General features: G+C 71.8%; 15 protein-coding genes. 7 read left to right on the top strand and 8 right to left on the bottom strand.

Annotation, left to right across the window (positions count from 1 at the left end):
• Positions 1 to 293: 293 nt before the first annotated feature.
• A complete protein-coding gene (locus AB0I22_RS16760; protein WP_363131513.1) occupies positions 294 to 1,001 on the bottom strand; it encodes a TetR/AcrR family transcriptional regulator in 708 nt (235 codons plus the stop codon).
• Positions 1,002 to 1,489: 488 nt separating this feature from the next.
• Here AB0I22_RS16760 and AB0I22_RS16755 point away from each other — a divergent pair, with 488 nt between their 5' ends.
• Together AB0I22_RS16755 and AB0I22_RS16750 are read left to right on the top strand one after the other, a co-directional pair.
• Positions 1,490 to 2,449 (top strand): NAD-dependent epimerase/dehydratase family protein, encoded by a 960-nt coding sequence (locus tag AB0I22_RS16755; protein WP_363131512.1) that lies wholly within the window; start codon positions 1,490 to 1,492, stop codon positions 2,447 to 2,449.
• Between the two features lie 298 nt (positions 2,450 to 2,747).
• On the top strand, positions 2,748 to 3,164 hold the full coding sequence (locus AB0I22_RS16750) for a Dabb family protein (protein WP_363131511.1): 417 nt from the start codon (positions 2,748 to 2,750) through the stop codon (positions 3,162 to 3,164).
• 219 nt (positions 3,165 to 3,383) lie between these two features.
• Here AB0I22_RS16750 and AB0I22_RS16745 read toward each other — a convergent pair whose 3' ends face one another.
• Positions 3,384 to 4,634 carry an MFS transporter gene (locus AB0I22_RS16745; RefSeq protein ID WP_363131510.1) on the bottom strand — a complete coding sequence of 417 codons (1,251 nt, stop codon included), beginning with the start codon at positions 4,632 to 4,634 and terminating at the stop codon, positions 3,384 to 3,386.
• A gap of 84 nt (positions 4,635 to 4,718) precedes the next feature.
• On the opposite strand from AB0I22_RS16745, the gene AB0I22_RS16740 reads away from it, so the two are divergent.
• The 3 genes from AB0I22_RS16740 to AB0I22_RS16730 all read left to right on the top strand — a co-directional run bounded on the left by AB0I22_RS16740 (position 4,719) and on the right by AB0I22_RS16730 (position 8,327).
• On the top strand, positions 4,719 to 5,045 hold the full coding sequence (locus AB0I22_RS16740) for a helix-turn-helix domain-containing protein (RefSeq protein WP_363131509.1): 327 nt from the start codon (positions 4,719 to 4,721) through the stop codon (positions 5,043 to 5,045).
• A gap of 468 nt (positions 5,046 to 5,513) precedes the next feature.
• A complete protein-coding gene (locus AB0I22_RS16735; RefSeq protein ID WP_363131508.1) occupies positions 5,514 to 7,067 on the top strand; it encodes an FUSC family protein in 1,554 nt (517 codons plus the stop codon).
• Positions 7,068 to 7,241: 174 nt separating this feature from the next.
• Entirely contained in the window at positions 7,242 to 8,327 is a 1,086-nt protein-coding gene (locus AB0I22_RS16730) for a lactonase family protein (RefSeq protein WP_363131507.1), read from the top strand.
• A 111-nt stretch (positions 8,328 to 8,438) separates the two neighbouring features.
• Here AB0I22_RS16730 and AB0I22_RS16725 read toward each other — a convergent pair whose 3' ends face one another.
• The 6 genes from AB0I22_RS16725 to AB0I22_RS16700 all read right to left on the bottom strand — a co-directional run bounded on the left by AB0I22_RS16725 (position 8,439) and on the right by AB0I22_RS16700 (position 14,286).
• Positions 8,439 to 9,386, bottom strand: coding sequence for a hypothetical protein (locus AB0I22_RS16725; protein ID WP_363131506.1), 948 nt, complete (start codon positions 9,384 to 9,386; stop codon positions 8,439 to 8,441).
• 107 nt (positions 9,387 to 9,493) lie between these two features.
• Entirely contained in the window at positions 9,494 to 10,651 is a 1,158-nt protein-coding gene (locus AB0I22_RS16720; RefSeq protein WP_363131505.1) for a BadF/BadG/BcrA/BcrD ATPase family protein, read from the bottom strand.
• 4 nt (positions 10,652 to 10,655) lie between these two features.
• Positions 10,656 to 11,468, bottom strand: a complete 813-nt coding sequence (locus AB0I22_RS16715; protein ID WP_363131504.1) for a phospholipid scramblase-related protein — start codon at positions 11,466 to 11,468, stop codon at positions 10,656 to 10,658.
• Positions 11,469 to 11,492: 24 nt separating this feature from the next.
• Positions 11,493 to 12,170 carry a uracil-DNA glycosylase gene (locus tag AB0I22_RS16710; RefSeq protein WP_363131503.1) on the bottom strand — a complete coding sequence of 226 codons (678 nt, stop codon included), beginning with the start codon at positions 12,168 to 12,170 and terminating at the stop codon, positions 11,493 to 11,495.
• Between the two features lie 172 nt (positions 12,171 to 12,342).
• Positions 12,343 to 13,428 (bottom strand): sialidase family protein, encoded by a 1,086-nt coding sequence (locus tag AB0I22_RS16705; protein WP_363131502.1) that lies wholly within the window; start codon positions 13,426 to 13,428, stop codon positions 12,343 to 12,345.
• 81 nt (positions 13,429 to 13,509) lie between these two features.
• A complete protein-coding gene (locus tag AB0I22_RS16700; protein ID WP_363131501.1) occupies positions 13,510 to 14,286 on the bottom strand; it encodes a helix-turn-helix domain-containing protein in 777 nt (258 codons plus the stop codon).
• A gap of 133 nt (positions 14,287 to 14,419) precedes the next feature.
• Here AB0I22_RS16700 and AB0I22_RS16695 point away from each other — a divergent pair, with 133 nt between their 5' ends.
• Together AB0I22_RS16695 and AB0I22_RS16690 are read left to right on the top strand one after the other, a co-directional pair.
• Positions 14,420 to 15,376: an NAD(P)-dependent alcohol dehydrogenase gene (locus tag AB0I22_RS16695; RefSeq protein ID WP_363131500.1), complete on the top strand. Its 957-nt coding sequence runs from the start codon at positions 14,420 to 14,422 to the stop codon at positions 15,374 to 15,376.
• Positions 15,377 to 15,510: 134 nt separating this feature from the next.
• Complete coding sequence (locus AB0I22_RS16690; RefSeq protein WP_363131499.1) at positions 15,511 to 16,608, top strand: NADH:flavin oxidoreductase/NADH oxidase; 1,098 nt, start codon at positions 15,511 to 15,513, stop codon at positions 16,606 to 16,608.
• Positions 16,609 to 16,790: the final 182 nt, after the last annotated feature.

Genomic DNA, 16,790 nt, shown 5'->3' with positions numbered 1-16,790 from the left:
AGTGAGTATTTCCGGGGTGCAGCCATGGTCACAGGTCCTCTCATGAGTCCCATCTGACCCGCTGTCAACGGACTCCGCATCTCGGGGGAACCTCAAGGCGAGGACATGAGCCGCGGCACGTTCTAGGTGCCGGTCTCCATCTCCACGCTCACCTACCACTTCAACGTGCTGCGCGAAGCAGGAGTAATCCGTCAGTGCTACGTGGGTGTGGCCACGATGCGTACGCACCTCCACCCGGGGCTGCCTGGACGCCCGTGTGGAGGACGAGACCGCCTGGGGAGGCTTCCTGCCGGTCAGGGGAGTTGGAAGGTGTCGGCCAGGAGCGCTGTCTGGGCGTCGAGCAGGGTGGCGGGGTCGTGTCCCATGCCGGTGAACTGACCTGTGATCTCCAGACTGACCGTGCCGTGCATCTGCGGCCAGGTCATCACGGCCCCGGTCAGCGAGATGGCCGCGGCGGAACCGTCTGCGGCCTGGCCCGTCCACTGCTCGACCCAGGCCGCCACCTCGGGCTGCTCACGCAGCCACACTTGTAGCTGCGTGAGGAGCGGGTCCACGGAGACCAGTGGCCGCCCCCGGGTGAAGACGGACAGGAAAGGGCCCAGGACGGAGCGCGCCTTCAGTACGGTCTCGGCCGGCGCCGTGAAACCCGCCACGGGGGTGCCCTGGATGAGCAGGTACAGGTGCGGCTGGGCGATGGCCCACGTCCTGTAGGCGCTGGTCAGGGCGTGGAGCGCGGCCCGCCCACCGCCTTCGGTGTCCACCGCGTGGACGGCTGCGGCCGCTCCCTGGTAGGCGTCGAGCACCAGCTCCGCCAGCAGGTCGTCGCGGCTGGCGAAGTAGCGGTAGAGCGCCGGGCCTGACAGCCCGATCTCCTTCGCGATCCGCAGGAGCGCCACACCCTCGACGCCGGCGGCGGCGAGCTGCCGTACGGCCACTTCCTTGATTTCTGAGCGGGTCTGCTCCCGGTACCGCGCACGCGGACTGTCCGCACGGACTGTCATTCCACGCCTCCTGTCGTTGTTCGCGCCGGACTGCATGTTCAGCTCATATCGTATGCGTCACTGTATCGCTCGTGCGATAGAACGAAACTCTCTCGCGCTCCGTATCGGGGGAGGGCTGCTGAACGCGTGTGACCTGCGGATCAGCCCTTCGTCCACTCCGGGAGGCGAATCCGAATCTCTATCCATCACGAGGACGATTCTGATCCGACAGGGTCCCTGGTCGGGTGATCCCTTGTTCCGGCCGCCCCGTCGCAGCAGGCAGCAGGCAGCAGGCAGCAGGCAGCAGGCAGCAGGCAGTAGAGCCCGTGCACGCCGTGGACGTGAGGCAGGCGCTGCCTCACCGCAGCAGCGGATCCCACCCCGGAGGAGACGCGTACGCCCTCCGGAACTCCGACCGCTACGGCAAGCAACTTTAGTTATGGTGTATAACTTAAGTGTGTGGCGATAACAGCGAAGGGCTTCGTCGCCTCTGTCGAAGGGATCACGTCATGACTGCAGCACCGGGTTCGCTCCACACCGTTCTGGGAGCCGGCCCCGCGGGCACCTCCGTCGCCTTGGAGCTCGCGCGCCGCGGACACGCGGTCCGGCTGGTCGACCGCACCGGTTCCGGCGAGCCGCTGGACGGCGTCGAGCGGTTCACCGGGGATGTCGGAACGGTGAACGGGGCACTCGCCGCGATCGAGGGCGCGGACGTCGTCTACCACTGCGTCAACGTCGCCTATCACCTCCAGATCGACGTCATGCCCGGCATCCAGGAGGCGGTTCTGGGTGCGGTGGCGCGTACCGGCGCGCGCCTGGTCGTCCTGGACACGCTGTACCCGTACGGCGAGACACATGGCGAGGTCATGACGGAGGACACCCCGTGGCGGGCGGCCACGGCCAAGGGCACGATGCGTGCCGCACTGGACGAGCGTTACCTGGCCGCGCACCAGGAGGGCCGCGCGAGGGTCGCGCTGGGCCGCTCGGCGGACTTCGTCGGGCCCCGGGTGCTGAACTCCACGCTGGGCGGGGCCGTCTTCCCGGCCGCACTCACCGGCGGCGAGGTTCTGGCGCTGGGCGACATCGACCTCAGGCACAGCTACACCAACATCCTCGACGTGGCCTGGGGCCTGGCCGTACTCGGCGAGAACCCTTCAGGAGACGGCCGGGTCTGGCACCTGCCCACCGCCCCCGCCCGCACGACACGCGAGATCTTCACCACGCTGGGCGACCTGGTCGGCCACCCGCTCCAGATTGTCGCGATGGACGAGCCGCGCCCCTTCGGGCCGTTCGACGAGACGTTTATGAACTCCTACGCCGAGCTGTTCTACCAGCACACCGAGCCGCAGATCATGGACTCCACCGCCTTCCGGCAGGAGTTCGGCGTCGCGCCCACCCTGATCGAGACCACCCTGAGTCAGACCCTGGAGTGGTACCGGGGCTTCCTCGCCGCCCAGGCAGAGAGCTGAAGCCTGCGGACGGTCCGCGTGCGCGGTACTGAATCCAGACCCGCTCAGAGATCAAGCAACTCAAGTCCGAGCGAACTCGCTGGGGATTGTCCTCAGGCAGTTCCTCTCGCCACTGGCCCTTCACCCCCTCCTTCGGGCCCGGCCCCCGGCGGCGTCCACGTGGACGGGACCGCAGTGCTGCCCGAGGCGGCCTCGGCGGGGCTTCTTTCGGCTTGCCTGGCCTGGCCCAACCCGCCGAGCTCGTGCGCACACCAACGACCTCGATGACGAAAAAGAAACACCGAAAGGGAACACTCTGATGATTCACCACTGCGTCCGCTTCACTTTCAAGCCCGGTACGACGCCGGAGCAGCTCGAAGACGCCCTTGCCAGCCTGCGCTACCAGGGCGAGGCCATCCCCTCCGTCCAGTCATTCCTCGTCGGCCGCGACCACGGCGGCGCGTATGAGTGGGGTGCCACATTTCAGATAGCGGACCTGGAGGGCTACTGGGAGTACCTCATCCACCACGCCCACCGTCGCACCGACGAGATCGGGCTGCCCTTGGTCGACAAGTTCGTCTCCTTCGACATCACCGACGACCTCGACCCCGAGATCGGCAACACGATCGCCGCCCTCCACCAGCGCCGTTACGACACCGACCCCGACCTCACCGAACTCGTCTCCAACATCAACCAGTACGAAGGCAGCGCCGCCCCCGGCCCCCACGCCGCCTGACACTCAGCCGAGCGGCGGGGCGGCGGACCAGCACTGCCGCCCCGCCGCTCGGCGTCCTGACTGGCGCGCGGCACGTCGGCCACCCGTATCGCGATGTCGGCCTGGACGGCCCGCAGGATTCTCTGGCACTCGTCCGCCTCGCCCTGGGTGCCACCCGCACCGACGACGTGCTTCGCAAGCTGCCCGGCGCCGCGCGCCGGGCAGCTTCGAGGTCGCCGGTCAGTCGACCTCGCTCATCCGGGGCGCCTCAGCCGTCGACGCCGGCGTCACCGCGGACTGTCCTCCTCGACGCCCCAGTACGCGCTCGACGACCACGGCGGAGACGCAGAGAAGGGCGGCGAGCACAGAGAAGACGGGGAAGATCACGGTGTCGCTCCAGACCGTGGCGCCGATGCCTACGAGGAGCGTGGGCGTGATGAGCGCGCCGTACGCGAGCAGGTAGAACATGGACATGACAGCTCCGCGCCGCTCGGCGGGAATGTGAGCGGTCAGGTGGCGCAGGGAGCCGCCGAAGGCGAGCCCGTAGGCGCCGCCCTGGAGTGCGACGGTGACGATGATGACGCCGGCGTTGCCGGTCGCGAAGCCGGCCACCCCGGCCAGCATGAGCACGGCGAGCGCCGTGTCGCCGACGAGCGCGACCGTACGGGCCGGGTGACGCGCGCTGACGACCTGGGCGCAGGCGGCGGCCAGGGTCACGGCCGCGATGACGACACCGCCGAAGAACGGTCCGTCAACATGCGCCGCGTGGGCGGCGATGGAGGGTTCCAGCGAGAAGCAGACCCCGAGCACGGCCCAGGCGGCACCGGCGCCGATCACGGCGAAGACGAAGCGTCCGCGGATCTCCTTGGGCACGTGCGGGCGAGGGATTCCCAGAGGCGCGGCCCCGGCCGAGGGGTGCGGCTCCCGCATCACCAGGAGGAGCACGAACAGGACGAGGGCGATGAACGCATCAGCGAGGTAAGGCAGGAGCAGGGGATGGAAGCCGGTCTGGGCTAGGCCCGCGGTACCGAGCGCGGCGGCGGCGATGCCGACGTTGAACGCGATGGCGGTGAGGGTCCCGCTGCGGGCCGCCCGCTCGGGACTCACGTCCAGCAGAGCGGCCCCGCCGACGACGACGATCGCGCCGATCCCCAGGCCGTTGAGCATCCGCGCCACGACGAGGTGTCCGGGACCCGCGGCGAAGACGAAGACGGCCAGCCCGGCGAGCAGCAGCAGGATCGCGACGAGAAGCACGGGCCGACGGCCGTACCGGTCGGACAGGGGTCCGGAGGCGAGGATCGCGACGACCGCGACAGCCCCGTACGCGGCGAAGATGACGGTGGTGAGGAAGGGCGGGTAGTCCCATTTCGCGGCGTACAGGGAGTAGAGCGGCGAGGGGATGGCGGACGTCGCCTGCCCGAGCATGAGAAGAACGAGGAGGGTCGCATAGCTCCATGGCTGGGGGCGTCGCCCCGGGGGAAGTGCCGGCACAAGGACTCCTGGGAAGTATGATGTGTGTCGTACTTCGTGGATGCTAAGGAGAAGTACGATGCACGTCAAACTTGGAGTTGTCTGATGCCGCCCTGGGAGACCCCCTCCGACCAGCTGCCGCCCGTCGCCCCGGTCCAGAAACTGCTGCGCGCACTCGCGGATCCCGTACGCCTGGAAATGGTCCGCCGACTGGCCGTGGACCCCGCCGCCGAAGCCCCCTGCTCGGACCTCTACGAGGGCCTGAACAAGTCCACGGCGACCCACCACTTCAAGATCCTGGTCGAGGCGGGCGTTTTCCACCCGGTCATGGTCGGGCCTTCGCGCGGGCACCGCCTCCGCCGCACCGCCCTCCAAAAGGCCGCACCGGGTCTACTGGACGCACTGATCGCGGCCATGGAACGAGAGGGCTGACGGCCTCCCCGGTCAGTCGGCGCGTAGAGGGCATCCCGGCGACGGCATCGATGGCGCTGCCGATCAGGGCAGGGGAACCCGCGCTGTGGCAGTGGGGCAAGGCCGAGCAGACCGCCGCCGAGCTGTTGTCGGCCCTGTGCGTCTCACTGAGAGAGGTCCGCGACCGCCCGTCGATCCGGAACATCGTCACCGACCTGCGCGCCCGGCACCTCCGCGTACCAGGGATGCGCGAACTGGTCGCCGCGACCTGGGAAACCGCCGATGCTGGGATTCACAGGAGTGGCGGGACGGGGGTCGGCAGTGGGGGCGGGGTGCCCTCCTGTGGTCCGTTGGCCTCCTCCAAGCTCGTCACGCGAGGGGTGAAATGTGCCATTGGCTCAGTGTTTACAACGGCGGTTGAGCCAAAGGACTCATAGATGGTGTGATGTTCCCACCGATGGCGCTGCGGATATCCGCGGCGCCTTTTTCATGCGAGCAAGTCGATCAGGACGTGGGAGAGGCGGGATAGCTGTGCTGAAGAGAGTGTTCGTGGCTCCGGACCCGGAGCTGCTGCGGCTGCGTACGTCGGCCCGTGCTGTGCTCGGCATCGGCCTGGCCGTCGTCGTCTCGTACCTCATGGGGCACTCGCTCACCGCGGCTGTCGCCGGCGGCCTCGCCGCGCTGCTCGCGCTCTTCACCGTCGGCGACTCCAGCGTGCGCCGCCAGGCCGTCACCACTGGATTGCTCCCGGCGGCCGGCTTCCCCGTCCTCGCGCTGGCGGCCGCGCTGCACGACCAGCCCCTGGCGCGCGACGCCGCGTTCCTCGCGGTCGTCTTCTGCGGCGTGTACGCCCGGCGCTGGGGCCCGCGCGGCCACGCGCTCGGCATCTTCGGCTTCATGATGTTCTTCGCCACGCAGTTCCTGCACGCCGTGCCGGACCAGCTGCCGCAGATCTACGCCTCCGTGGCGCTGGCCGTCGTGTCCGCCGCGCTCGTCCGCTTCGGGGTCTGGCCCATCGAGCGCCGCACCCCGCCGCAGGCCGTGCCCGCCCCGCTGCCCGCGCGCGGCCTGGCCCGGCACACCACGCGCCAGGCGTTCCAGGCCGCCGTGGCCTGCGGCCTCGCGCTGGCCGTCGGGCGGCTCGTCTCCGACGAGCGCTGGTACTGGGCCGTCGGCACCACCTGGTGGATCTTCGTCAACACCGCGTCGCGCGGCGAGACCCTGGTACGGGGCTTCCGCCGCGTGGTGGGCACCGTCACCGGCATCGCCGTCGGCCTGCTCGTCGCCGTACCGCTGCACGGCGCGCCCGCCCCCACCGCCGTCCTCGTCGCCCTCTGCGTCTTCGGCCTCTTCTACAGCGCGGGCCCCTCGTACAGCTGGATGATCTTCTTCGTGACGGTGATGGCCGGACTGCTCTACGGCCTCCTCGGCGTGCTCCACCCCGGCCTGCTCACCCTGCGGCTCGAACAGACCGCCGTCGGCGCCCTCGGCGCGGCCCTGGCCGTCGCCGTGGTGCTCCCCGTCACCACCCACACCGCCACCGACGCCTGGATCCAGCGCGCCCTGCTGTGCGTACGGCACTGCGCGGCGGACGCCGCCCGGCGGCTCGCGGGCGACGAGGCCGCGGACCCCGCGCCGCGCGCCGCCGAACTCGAACTGCTCCTCGGCCGCGTCCGCGTCTCCCTCGCCCCGCTGCTGCACCCGATCAGCCCGCTGCGGGCCCGCAAGGGCCGGGCCCGGCAGGTCATGGCGGCCCTCGACGACTGCGCCCGCCAGGTACGCGGCCTGGCCGCCGTGGCCGCCGACCCCGACGCCTCGCACGACGCCCGGCTGACCGCCGCCTGCCAGCGCGTCGAAGCCGCCGTGCAGAGCCTCGTCGCGCCGGGCGCCCCGGCCGAGTCCTCCGCCGCCGCGCTCGCCGGCGCACCCCACCACCCCGGCGCGGAGCGGGCTCTCGCGCACCTCCACGACCTGGAGGCCGCCCTCGCCTCCCTGGCCGCACCGCTGCGCGGCCACTTGCGCGCGCCGTACGCGGAGGCGTGAGCGCGCCCCGTTCCGTCAGTGGAGGCCCCATTAAGCGCGGGCGTGTGCGCGGGCGTTGGCGCCCGAGCTCACGCGGCGCGTACGCGCGCCGGTCGCCCTGTTAGCGTCTGACGCGGATACGGGCTCTGACCAGCACGGACGTAAACCGGTACGGACCGGTCCAGACCGTGACGGATGCAGGCCGTCAGAACAGAAGAAGCGGCGGAAGGCGGCGCAGTGGGCGGCACGGAACAGCGGGCGTACATCGGATCGTTCAGCACGGGCGGCGGGCTGGGGATCACCGTCGCCGACGTCGACCCCGATACGGGCGCGCTGACGGCCGTACACTCCACCGACGCCGTCGAGAACCCCGCCTTCCTCGCCCTCTCGCCCGGCGGGGACGTGCTCTACTCGGTCAGCCAGACCGACGACGGCGCGGCCGTCGCGCTCTCCCTCGCCGACCCGGCCCGCCCCGTGCCGCTCGGTGCGCCGGTGCCGGTAGGGGGCGCCGCGCCCACCCATCTCGCGCTCGCCCTCGGTCACCTGCTGACCGCCAACTACCGCTCGGGCAGCGTCAGCGCGCTCCCGATCGCCGCCGACGGGCGACTCGGCGAGCCGGTCTCGGTCCTCCAGCACGAGGGCAGCGGCCCGGAGCCCGACCGGCAGCGCGGCCCGCACGCGCACGGCGTGCACGCCGACCCGTCCGGCCGCTGGGCGCTCGGCGTGGACCTGGGCACCGACTCGGTGTGGGTCTACGCTCTCGACGCGCCCGGCGGCCGGCCGGTCGTGCACCACGAGACCCGGCTGTGGGCGGGCAGCGGCCCCCGGCACCTCGCCTTCCACCCGCGCGGGCACCGCGCGTACGTCATCAACGAGCTGGACTCGACGCTCACGACGTGCAGTTGGGACGCGGAGACGGGCGACCTCACGCCGATCGGCACGACACCGGTCGCGCCCCAGGACACCGAATCCGTCAACTTCCCCTCCGAGGTGGCCGTCGCGGCGGACGGCCGCTTCATGTGGGTCGCCAACCGCGGCCACGACAGCATCGCCACCCTCGCCCTCGACGAGTCCGGCGACGCCCCCGGCCTGCTCAACACAGTCGACTGCGGCGGCCGCCGCCCCTGGGACCTGGCCCTCCACCCCTCGGGCCGGCACCTCTACACCGCGAACGAGGGCACCGGCGACGTCACATGGTTCGACATCGACCCGTCCACGGGCGCCCCGACCCGCGCGGGCTCCATCCCCGTGCCCGGGGCTTCCTGCGTCATCCTCGGCTGAGCCCCGCCGCGGCACGGACGCCGGACAGCCCGAAGGGCCCCAAGTGGGGCCCTTCGGGCACAGTCGGTCGCTGTGTCGTGCGCGGGAAAGCTGTGCGCGGGAAAGCTGTTGTTACTGCCGGGGCGCTTCGGCGTACGGCGCGCCCTGGGCCGACGGCTGCGTCGGGATGCCCAGCACCGTCGCGTACTTGGCCAGCACCAGCTTGCCGACCGCCCCATAGGCGCCGAGCGCCTCCGCCGCGGCGCAGTCCGCCTCGGCGGCCGCCGTGCCGGGCACGCCCGCCGCGACCTCGGGGCCGATCAGATAGGGCGCGAGAGCCAGTTGGCGCGAGCCGGACTCGCGCAGTTCCTCGGCCGTACGCGCTATGGCGCCGTCCTCGTCCAGCGCCGCGGCCATCACCGGCACGGCCAGCCGGGCGGAGAGCAGCATCCCGGTGATCCCAGCGGCCTGGACGGCCTCGTCACCGCCGACCGTCGCGAGGATGATGCCGTCCGCGGCAGTTGCGACTGTGAACAGACGGGCCCGGTCGGCGCGGGCGAGGCCCGCCTCCGAGAGCCGTACGTGCAGGGCCTCGGCGAGCAGCGGGTGCGGGCCGAGCGCGTCCGTGAGCTCGGCGGCGGAGCCGCTGCTCATGACCGCGTGGCGGATGCGGCGCAGCAAGGCGTTGTCGGGACCCGCCAAGAGCGGCACGGTGACGGCGGCGGGACCCGCTCCGGCGTCCTGTCCCTCCTGGTCACCGGCCTCGTGCGCCGCGTTGACGCGCGCGTCGCGCTCGGCGGCGACATGGGTGAGAACGGCCTCCAGGGCCGGGAATTCGTCCCCTTCGCCGTCCACGTAGCCGATACGGGCGTCGAGCCCGGGCAGTTCGGAGCGCGCGATGCTCAGCACCTCTTCGGCGAGGCCGCGGATGGCGTCGTCGGGGGTCCCCGGCACGGCCAGGACCAGCGGCGGCGCCCCGACGGGCGCCGCCACCGGTTCCGGCCGCCGGTGCCGTCCGGGCTGGCGGGGACGTGGCATTCGTACAGGCAGGCCAGGCGCGGGCCCTGTGGGGGAGCTCATGGCGCCGCATGTTATCCGCTCGCGGGGGCCGCCCGTTCGGGAGGGGGCGACTGCGTGCACTCTGTCCGGATATGTTCGGCGGTTCGTACGACTTGATGCGGAAGTGGTCACCCCGAAATGGAGAGCATGAACGGATCCGGCGGCAGGAGCAGATCCTCCGCGGCGAGCGCCGCGGCGATGCGCAGCGCCCCGTCCAGCGGGCCGCCCGCGGCCTCGACCAGCTCCGCGTGCGGCAGTTGCTCCTGCAACTCCGCGCGCAGCGGTACGAGCAGGGGAGCACCGATCCGGAACAGCCCGCCGGTGAGCGACACTTCGTACCGCGTCTTGTGCCGGCCGTCCGCGGACGGCTCCTGAAGGCGTGGACAGACCGCCGCCGCGGTCTCGGCGATGTGACGGGCGGCCGTCGCGAGGATGCGCCGCGCCACCGGATCGCCGGCCTCGGCGCACCGGGCCACCTCGGGAGCGAACGAAGCCAGCACGGCGGGCCGGTCGGCGCGCGGATACAGCTGCCCGGGCAGCCCTCCCACCGGCCCGAAGACCGCTTCCGCACGGGCCAGCAGCGCGGCCGAGCCGCCCGTACGCCCGTCGTGGGCGCGCAGCGCCGCCGTCAGCCCGGCCTGGCCGAGCCATGCTCCGCCGCCCAGGTCCCCGAGCAGATGCCCCCAGCCGTCCGCGCGCCGCCAGCCGCCCTCCGGGCTCAGGTCGCAGCCGATGGCGATCATCCCGGTGCCGGCGGCGACGACCGCGCCCGGCCGTTGGCCCAGAGCACCGGCGTAGGCGGTCACCGCGTCGGCCGCGAGGGCGAGCCGGCGCACCCCCAGCTCCGCGCGCAGCGCCTCCGGCAGCACCTTCCGCAGGTCGTCGCCGAGGGTGGCCATGCCCGTGGCGCCCACGCAGGCGGCGTCGACGCTTTCCGCTCCGGCCGCGCGCAGCAGGTCGCGGGCGGCGGGCAGTACCTGGGCGAGGAAGGCGTGCGCATCGATGCCCGCGCCGCCGGTCGGCACCGGGTCGGGGGAGTGCCGGGTACGGGCGGGGCCGTCGAGGTCCGCGCGGGCCACCGCGACCCGGACCCCCGAACCGCCCGAGTCGACGGCGAGCACGGGCGGGCAGGGTGAGGGGCCGGCCGCAGCGCGAGCAGAAGCGCCGCAAGTGCTGGGAGCGCCGGAAGTGCTCACGCGGGTGCCGCTGCCGGGGCGCACGTCCGCGTCCGCGCCTGCGTCCATGTCCATGTCCGCTCCCGCGTCCACGCGCATGTCCTCGGCCATCGGCTCAGCCGAACCCTCGGGCGTCCTGCTTGAGCGCCGTGTCGACGGTCAGGGCCGTGGCCACGACCAGGCTCAGCAGCGGGTCGGGGAGCTGGCGGTGGATCTGCAGTACGTAGTTGTCCGCCGTCGTGAACATCGTCTTGGCGAGCCCCTCCCAGGTCTTGGTGATCCGGGCGATCTCGGTGTCGGTGTGGTCGACGATGGCGAAGTTCCAGGCCCGCCAGTTCTCGGCCTTGATCGCGCCGATCTGCTGACCGCCGGAGACCAGCGCGAAATTGATCTTGCCGATCGCGTTCTGCTGGACGATCTCCCCCAGCGGCTGCCCGTCCGGGCGCTCGACCACCACGCGGGACTTGATCAGCTTGGCCGGCCGGGTCAGCAGGAGCTGCGGACGGCCCTGGGCGTCCCGGATCTCCAGCTTGTGCGTCATGTACTGATCGAGGCTGGAGACGACCCGGAGCACCTTCTTCGCCGTGCTCTGGCCGACCTGGACCACCGCGCCGAGCGTGCGGCCGTGCTGGTCGAAGACGCCGTACTCGTTCGTCACCTCGATCAGCTTGGCCTTCTGGTTCACCACCAGGACCGGCTCGGTGAAGAGGGTGCCGCCGCCGTGCGACTCGGGCGCCACCTTGGCCTGGCGCTGGACCTGGTCCTGAATCCGCGCCGGGTCATGCGTGGCTTGAACCGCTCCGCCCGACGGCGCCTGACCAGGATGCGTGTGCTCGGTCCACTGGCCGCCGTCCCACCATCGCAGCAGGTGAGGAGTGCCCTGCGGATCGGCGTACCAACCCGCGGGGACGTTCGTGTGAGTCGTCATGGCCGGACACCCTATCGCCGAACGTCAGGGAATCAGCCAGTTCACCGGCGCCGCTCCCTGCCGGACCAGGAGGTCGTTGGCGCGGCTGAACGGGCGCGAGCCGAAGAAACCGCGGTCGGCCGACATGGGGGAGGGGTGCGCGGACTCGACGGACGGCACCTGCCCGAGCAGCGGCCGCAGATTGCGGGCGTCACGCCCCCACAGGATCGCCACCATCGGGCCGCCGCGCGCGACCAGCGCCTTGATCGCCTGCTCGGTGACCTCCTCCCAGCCCTTGCCGCGGTGCGCGGCGGGCTTCCGCGGCGCGGTGGTGAGCGCCCTGTTCAGCAGCAGGACGCCCTGCTGGGTCCAGGGGGTGAGGTCGCCGTTGGACGGCCGGGGCAGCCCGAGGTCGGTGTGCATCTCCCGGTAGATGTTCTCCAGGCTGCCGGGCAGCGGCCGCACCTCGGGCGCGACGGAGAAGCTCAGCCCGACGGCGTGCCCGGGGGTGGGGTACGGGTCCTGACCGACGATCAGAACCCTTACGTCGTCGAAGGGTTGCTGGAAGGCACGGAGCACATGGGCTCCGGCCGGTAGGTACGTACGGCCCGCCGCGATCTCCGAGCGCAGGAAGTCGCCCATCGCGGTGATCCGTCCGGCCACGGGCTCAAGTGCCTTCGCCCAGCCGGGTTCGACGATCTCGTTCAACGGTCGTGCAGCCACGGGGCGTCACTCTACTGGCTCTGTCCGGCACCCCACGACCGCGCCCCCGAACCACCCCGGTCGGGGCCATCCCACTCGACGGCTACGACCTCCGAACCACCCCACCCGGAGCCGTCCCACTCCACGGCTGATCTGTCTAAACCGCCCCCTACGGCCACACCCCCGAACCGCCTCACCCCACCACCGCGGCCCGTACGCTCAGCACGTCGGGCAGGTGCGAGGTGATGAGCTGCCAGCTGTCCCCCTCGTCCGCGCTCGCGTAGACCTCGCCGTTGCGATTGCCGAAGTACACCCCCGCGGGCTCGGCGTCGTCGAGACACATGGCGTCGCGCAGCACCACTCCGAAGTGCGGCGCCTCGGGGAGGCCGGCGTGGAGTCCCTCCCAGCTCGCCCCCGCGTCCTCGGTGCGGAAGACCCGGCAGTGCCGCCCGGCGGGCACCCGGTCGCTGTCGGCCTCGATGGGGAAGACGTAGGCGACATCGGCCCTGCGGGGATGGGCGGCGACGGCGAAGCCGAAGTCGGAGGGCAGCGAGGCGCCGATGGGCGACCACGCGCCGCCCGCGTCGTCGCTGCGGTAGACGCCCCAGTGGTTCTGGAGATACAGCCGGTCGCGGTCCACGGGATCCTGCGCGATCTTGTGCACGCACTGCCCGAACTCCGGGTACTGGTCGGGCAGGAACACCGCCTGCACCCCGGTGTTCGACGGGTCCCAGCTGGCCCCGCCGTCCAGCGACCGGTACACGCCGCCTGTGGAGACGGCGATGGTCACGGCGTCGCTGTCGCGGGCGTCCGTGACCACGGTGTGAATGCCCTGCCCGCCGAAACCGGCGCCCCACTCCTGCCGCGTGGGGTGGTCCCACAGCGACCGTACGAGCTCGAACGTCTCGCCCCCGTCCTCGGAGCGGAACAGCGCGCCGGGCTCCGTCCCCGCGTAGACCACGCCGGGCGCGTCCGCCTCCGCCGGATGCAGCTGCCAGACCCGCTCCAGCGAGGCGCCGGTGTCCTTCGGGAACTTCACCGCGGGCTGCTGAGGCTCCTGCCAGGTGGCGCCGAGGTCGTCGGAGTGGAAGACCGAGGGGCCCCAGTGCGAACTGTCCGCGCCGACCAGGATCCGGGGTGTGGCGGGACGGGTGTCGATCCCGATCGAATAGACCGACTGCGCGTTGAATCGGGGCTCGTCGAACTCCCATCCGCCGCCGCGTCGCCGGGCGAGGAAAAGGCCTTTCTTGGTGCCGATCGCCAGCATGACCTCAGCCATGACGAGCCACCTCCGGGACGCCGTTGTCTCAGTTACGGGCCAGTCTGCACCTACCCACTGACAACGGCTCCCGGAGCGGAATCACCGCAGGTCAGGTGGGTTCGAGGGAGCGGTGTCGCAGGGGTGCGCGCGCATGCCCTCGATCGCGATGTCCAGCAGCCGGCCCGCCTGCGCGTCATCGCCCTCGCTGCCGTCGGCGTCGCCCTGGCCTCCGACATCGCCGCTGCCCTCCGCGCCGCCCTGGCCTCCGGCGCCGCCGCTGCCGTCAGCGCAGCCGTTGCTCTCCGCGTCGCCGTGGCCGTCCGCGCGATCGAGGCCCTCTGTGCGATCCGTGCGATCCCGGCCCTCCGTGGTGGCGAGCGAGATGGCGTTGACGAGCGCGAGCATGTCTTCGGTGCGGATGCCGGGGCGTACCGCGCCCGCCCGCCGGGCCGCGTCCAGGAGTTCTCCGGCCGCGTTGGTGATCATCGATACGCAGTCGTCGTCCTTCTCCACCAGGTCGAGGTCCCGGCCGTCGCGCAGTAGTGAGGCGATCAGCCCGAGGCTGGCCGCCGCGTAGGCGTTGAGGTCCCGCAGCCAGGCGAAGAGCGCGGGGCCCGGTTCGCTCGCGCGGGCGTGTTCCCGGGCCCTCGCGCAGAGCGCTTCGACGCGGTCGTGGAAGACCGCTTCCAGCAGCGAGCGCCGGGAGGCGAAGTGCCGGTGCAAGGTGGCCGATCCCACGCCGGCCTGGCGGGCGATCTCTTCGAGGGAGGCGTCGGGGCCGTGGGTCGCGAACGCCTCTTCGGCGGCGGCCAGGATTCGTGCGTAGTTGCGCCGGGCGTCCGCCCGCAAAGGCCGTCGCGCTGCCGTGCCGACCACCGTGACCTCCTGCGTTTGCTAATCGGGGTGGCTCTCCGGTTATCTTAGCGAAGTTAAGTGGGGTGTCACCCCACTTAGTGCGGAGAGCGGAGAGACGTCCGCTCGGGGAGAGACATTCCGGAGGAGATCGACCATGCGTGCCGTTCAGTACGACCGTTTCGGCCCGCCTGAGGTGCTGCGCGTCAATGAGGTGCCCACGCCGCGGCCGGGGCTCGGAGAGGTGCTCGTCGAGGTGTACGCCGCGAGCGTGGACGCGGGGGAAGTCGCCTTCCGTGCGGGCGAGATGCGCAGAATTACCCGTGCCGCGTTCCCGCGCGGCGTGGGCGGCGACTTCGCCGGCCGCGTCGCCTCGGTAGGCGCCGGGGTCCAGGCGTGGCAGGCCGGAGACGCGGTGTGGGGCGTCATGCCGCACTTCGCCTTCGGGGCCATCGCCGACTTCGTCGCCGTGCCCGAGCAGCGCCTCGCCGGGGCGCCCGGGAACCTGAGCCCGCTCAAGGCCGCCGCCCTTCCGGTGTCGGGCACCACCGCCCTGACCGCGCTGACGGATAAAGCGCGCATCGAACCCGGCGAACGCCTGCTGGTCCGCGGTGCCACCGGGGGCGTCGGCAGCGTCGCCGTGCAGCTGGGCAAGGCACTCGGCGCCGACGTCACCGCCCTCGCCGGCGCCCGCAACCTCGACTGGATCAAGGGGCTCGGCGCCGACAGGGCCCTGGACTACCGCACGACCGGGCCGGCGGACCTCGGCCGCTTCGACGTCATCGTCGACCTGGTGGGCACCGACCTCGGCGCCTACCAGGCGCGGCTCACCCGTCAGGGCCGCCTGGTCGCGCTCGCCTTCGATTCGTCCCGTCTCGTGAGGTCCATCCTCGGCACGGGCCTGCGGGCCGCCGCCCGGCCCCGGCGGGTCAAGCTCTTCAGCAACAACCCGTCGGCCGACCGCATCGCGGAACTCACCCGGTACGCCGAGGCGGGAGACGTCCGGCCCGTGATCGACACCGTGCTCCCGATGGACGGCGTCGTGGAGGCCCATCGGAGGCTGGAGGCGGGCGGGGTGCGCGGGAAATACGTCATCGATATGCGGCGTTCCTAGGGGCGGCCCCGTCGGGCCGGTGGCGGCTCCGTGCGAAGGCTCACGCCAGTACCTGCATAGTTTGACAACTGCCGTACTACGACGTTTACCGTACTAGGGTAATCCGGTTCACCCACGCACGAGCGGAGCCTTCGGTGAGCAACCTCTTCCAGCCGTACACACTGCGGTCGTTGACCATCCCCAACCGTGCCTGGATGGCGCCGATGTGCCAGTACAGCGCGGCAGCCGACGGCCCCCTCCAGGGCGTGCCGACCGACTGGCACCTGGCGCACCTCGGCGCCCGCGCCGTCGGCGGCGCCGGCCTGATCCTGGTGGAAGCCACGGCCGTATCGCCCGAGGGGCGGATCTCGCCCGCGGACGTCGGCCTGTGGAACGACCAGCAGCGCGACGCCTTCAAGCGGATAACCGGCTTCCTGGAGGCGCAGGGGGCCGTCCCGGCCATCCAGATCGCCCACGCCGGGCGGAAGGCCTCGACGGCCGCCCCGTGGGACGGCGGCAAGCAGCTGCCCGCGGAGAAGGGCGGCTGGACGACGGTCGCGCCCTCCCCGCTGCCCTTCGCGGACGGCGACCGCGCGCCGCACGAGCTGACCACGGAGGAGATCAAGGGCGTCGTGGCGGACTTCGCGAAGTCCGCCGAGCTCGCCCTCGCCGCCGGGTTCAAGGTCGTGGAGGTGCACGGCGCCCACGGCTACCTCATCGGCGAGTTCCTCTCCCCGCACAGCAATCAGCGGGACGACGAGTACGGCGGCTCGTACGAGAACCGCACCCGGTTCGCGCTGGAGGTCGTCGACGCCGTACGGGCCGTATGGCCCGAGGAGCTGCCGGTGTTCTTCCGGATCTCCGCCACCGACTGGCTCACGGAGAACCCCGAGGACCCGCGCGAGGGCTGGACCGGCGACGACACCGCGCGGTTCGCGAAGGACCTGCTGGCCCACGGCGTGGACCTGCTCGACGTGTCCACCGGCGGCAACGCCTCGAAGGCCGTCATCCCCGCCGGACCCAACTACCAGGTCCCCTTCGCCGCCAAGGTGCGCGAGGAGACGGACCTTCCCGTGGGCGCGGTCGGCCTGATCACCGACGCCCGGCAGGCGGAGGAGATCCTGACGGCCGGCCAGGCGGACGCCGTGCTCCTCGGCCGGGAACTGCTGCGCGACCCCTACTGGGTCAACAGCGCCGCCGTCGAGCTGGGGGACGAGCCACGCCGACCCGCGCAGTACGCCCGCGCGCACTGACAGCGCGACGGCCGTACGGGACCTGGTGGTACGGGACCTGACGGCACGGGGCCTGAGCGTAGGGGCCTGGCCGTACGGACCTGGAGCGCGAGACCCCCGTCGGTGCGGTACGTGCCGACGGGGGTCAAGTCCCGCCAAGGGCCGCGTACTACGGTGAACCTCGTACTCGTACCATCGATGCG

Source organism: Streptomyces sp. NPDC050610, assembly GCF_040654875.1.
Taxonomy (GTDB): domain Bacteria; phylum Actinomycetota; class Actinomycetes; order Streptomycetales; family Streptomycetaceae; genus Streptomyces.
The sequence above is the reverse complement of the archived record's forward strand: the minus strand, read 5'-3'. Positions and strand labels throughout refer to the sequence as shown.

What these genes read in the sequence shown, in the direction of transcription:
- AB0I22_RS16720 (WP_363131505.1), bottom strand. Translation starts at nt 10,651, where the DNA reads ATGGCCGAGGACATGCGCGTGGACGCGGGAGCGGACATGGACATGGAC.
- AB0I22_RS16725 (WP_363131506.1), bottom strand. Translation starts at nt 9,386, where the DNA reads ATGAGCTCCCCCACAGGGCCCGCGCCTGGCCTGCCTGTACGAATGCCA.
- AB0I22_RS16740 (WP_363131509.1), top strand. Translation starts at nt 4,719, where the DNA reads ATGCCGCCCTGGGAGACCCCCTCCGACCAGCTGCCGCCCGTCGCCCCG.
- AB0I22_RS16715 (WP_363131504.1), bottom strand. Translation starts at nt 11,468, where the DNA reads ATGACGACTCACACGAACGTCCCCGCGGGTTGGTACGCCGATCCGCAG.
- AB0I22_RS16695 (WP_363131500.1), top strand. Translation starts at nt 14,420, where the DNA reads ATGCGTGCCGTTCAGTACGACCGTTTCGGCCCGCCTGAGGTGCTGCGC.
- AB0I22_RS16735 (WP_363131508.1), top strand. Translation starts at nt 5,514, where the DNA reads ATGCGAGCAAGTCGATCAGGACGTGGGAGAGGCGGGATAGCTGTGCTG.
- AB0I22_RS16760 (WP_363131513.1), bottom strand. Translation starts at nt 1,001, where the DNA reads ATGACAGTCCGTGCGGACAGTCCGCGTGCGCGGTACCGGGAGCAGACC.
- AB0I22_RS16750 (WP_363131511.1), top strand. Translation starts at nt 2,748, where the DNA reads ATGATTCACCACTGCGTCCGCTTCACTTTCAAGCCCGGTACGACGCCG.
- AB0I22_RS16755 (WP_363131512.1), top strand. Translation starts at nt 1,490, where the DNA reads ATGACTGCAGCACCGGGTTCGCTCCACACCGTTCTGGGAGCCGGCCCC.
- AB0I22_RS16705 (WP_363131502.1), bottom strand. Translation starts at nt 13,428, where the DNA reads ATGGCTGAGGTCATGCTGGCGATCGGCACCAAGAAAGGCCTTTTCCTC.
- AB0I22_RS16730 (WP_363131507.1), top strand. Translation starts at nt 7,242, where the DNA reads ATGCAGGCCGTCAGAACAGAAGAAGCGGCGGAAGGCGGCGCAGTGGGC.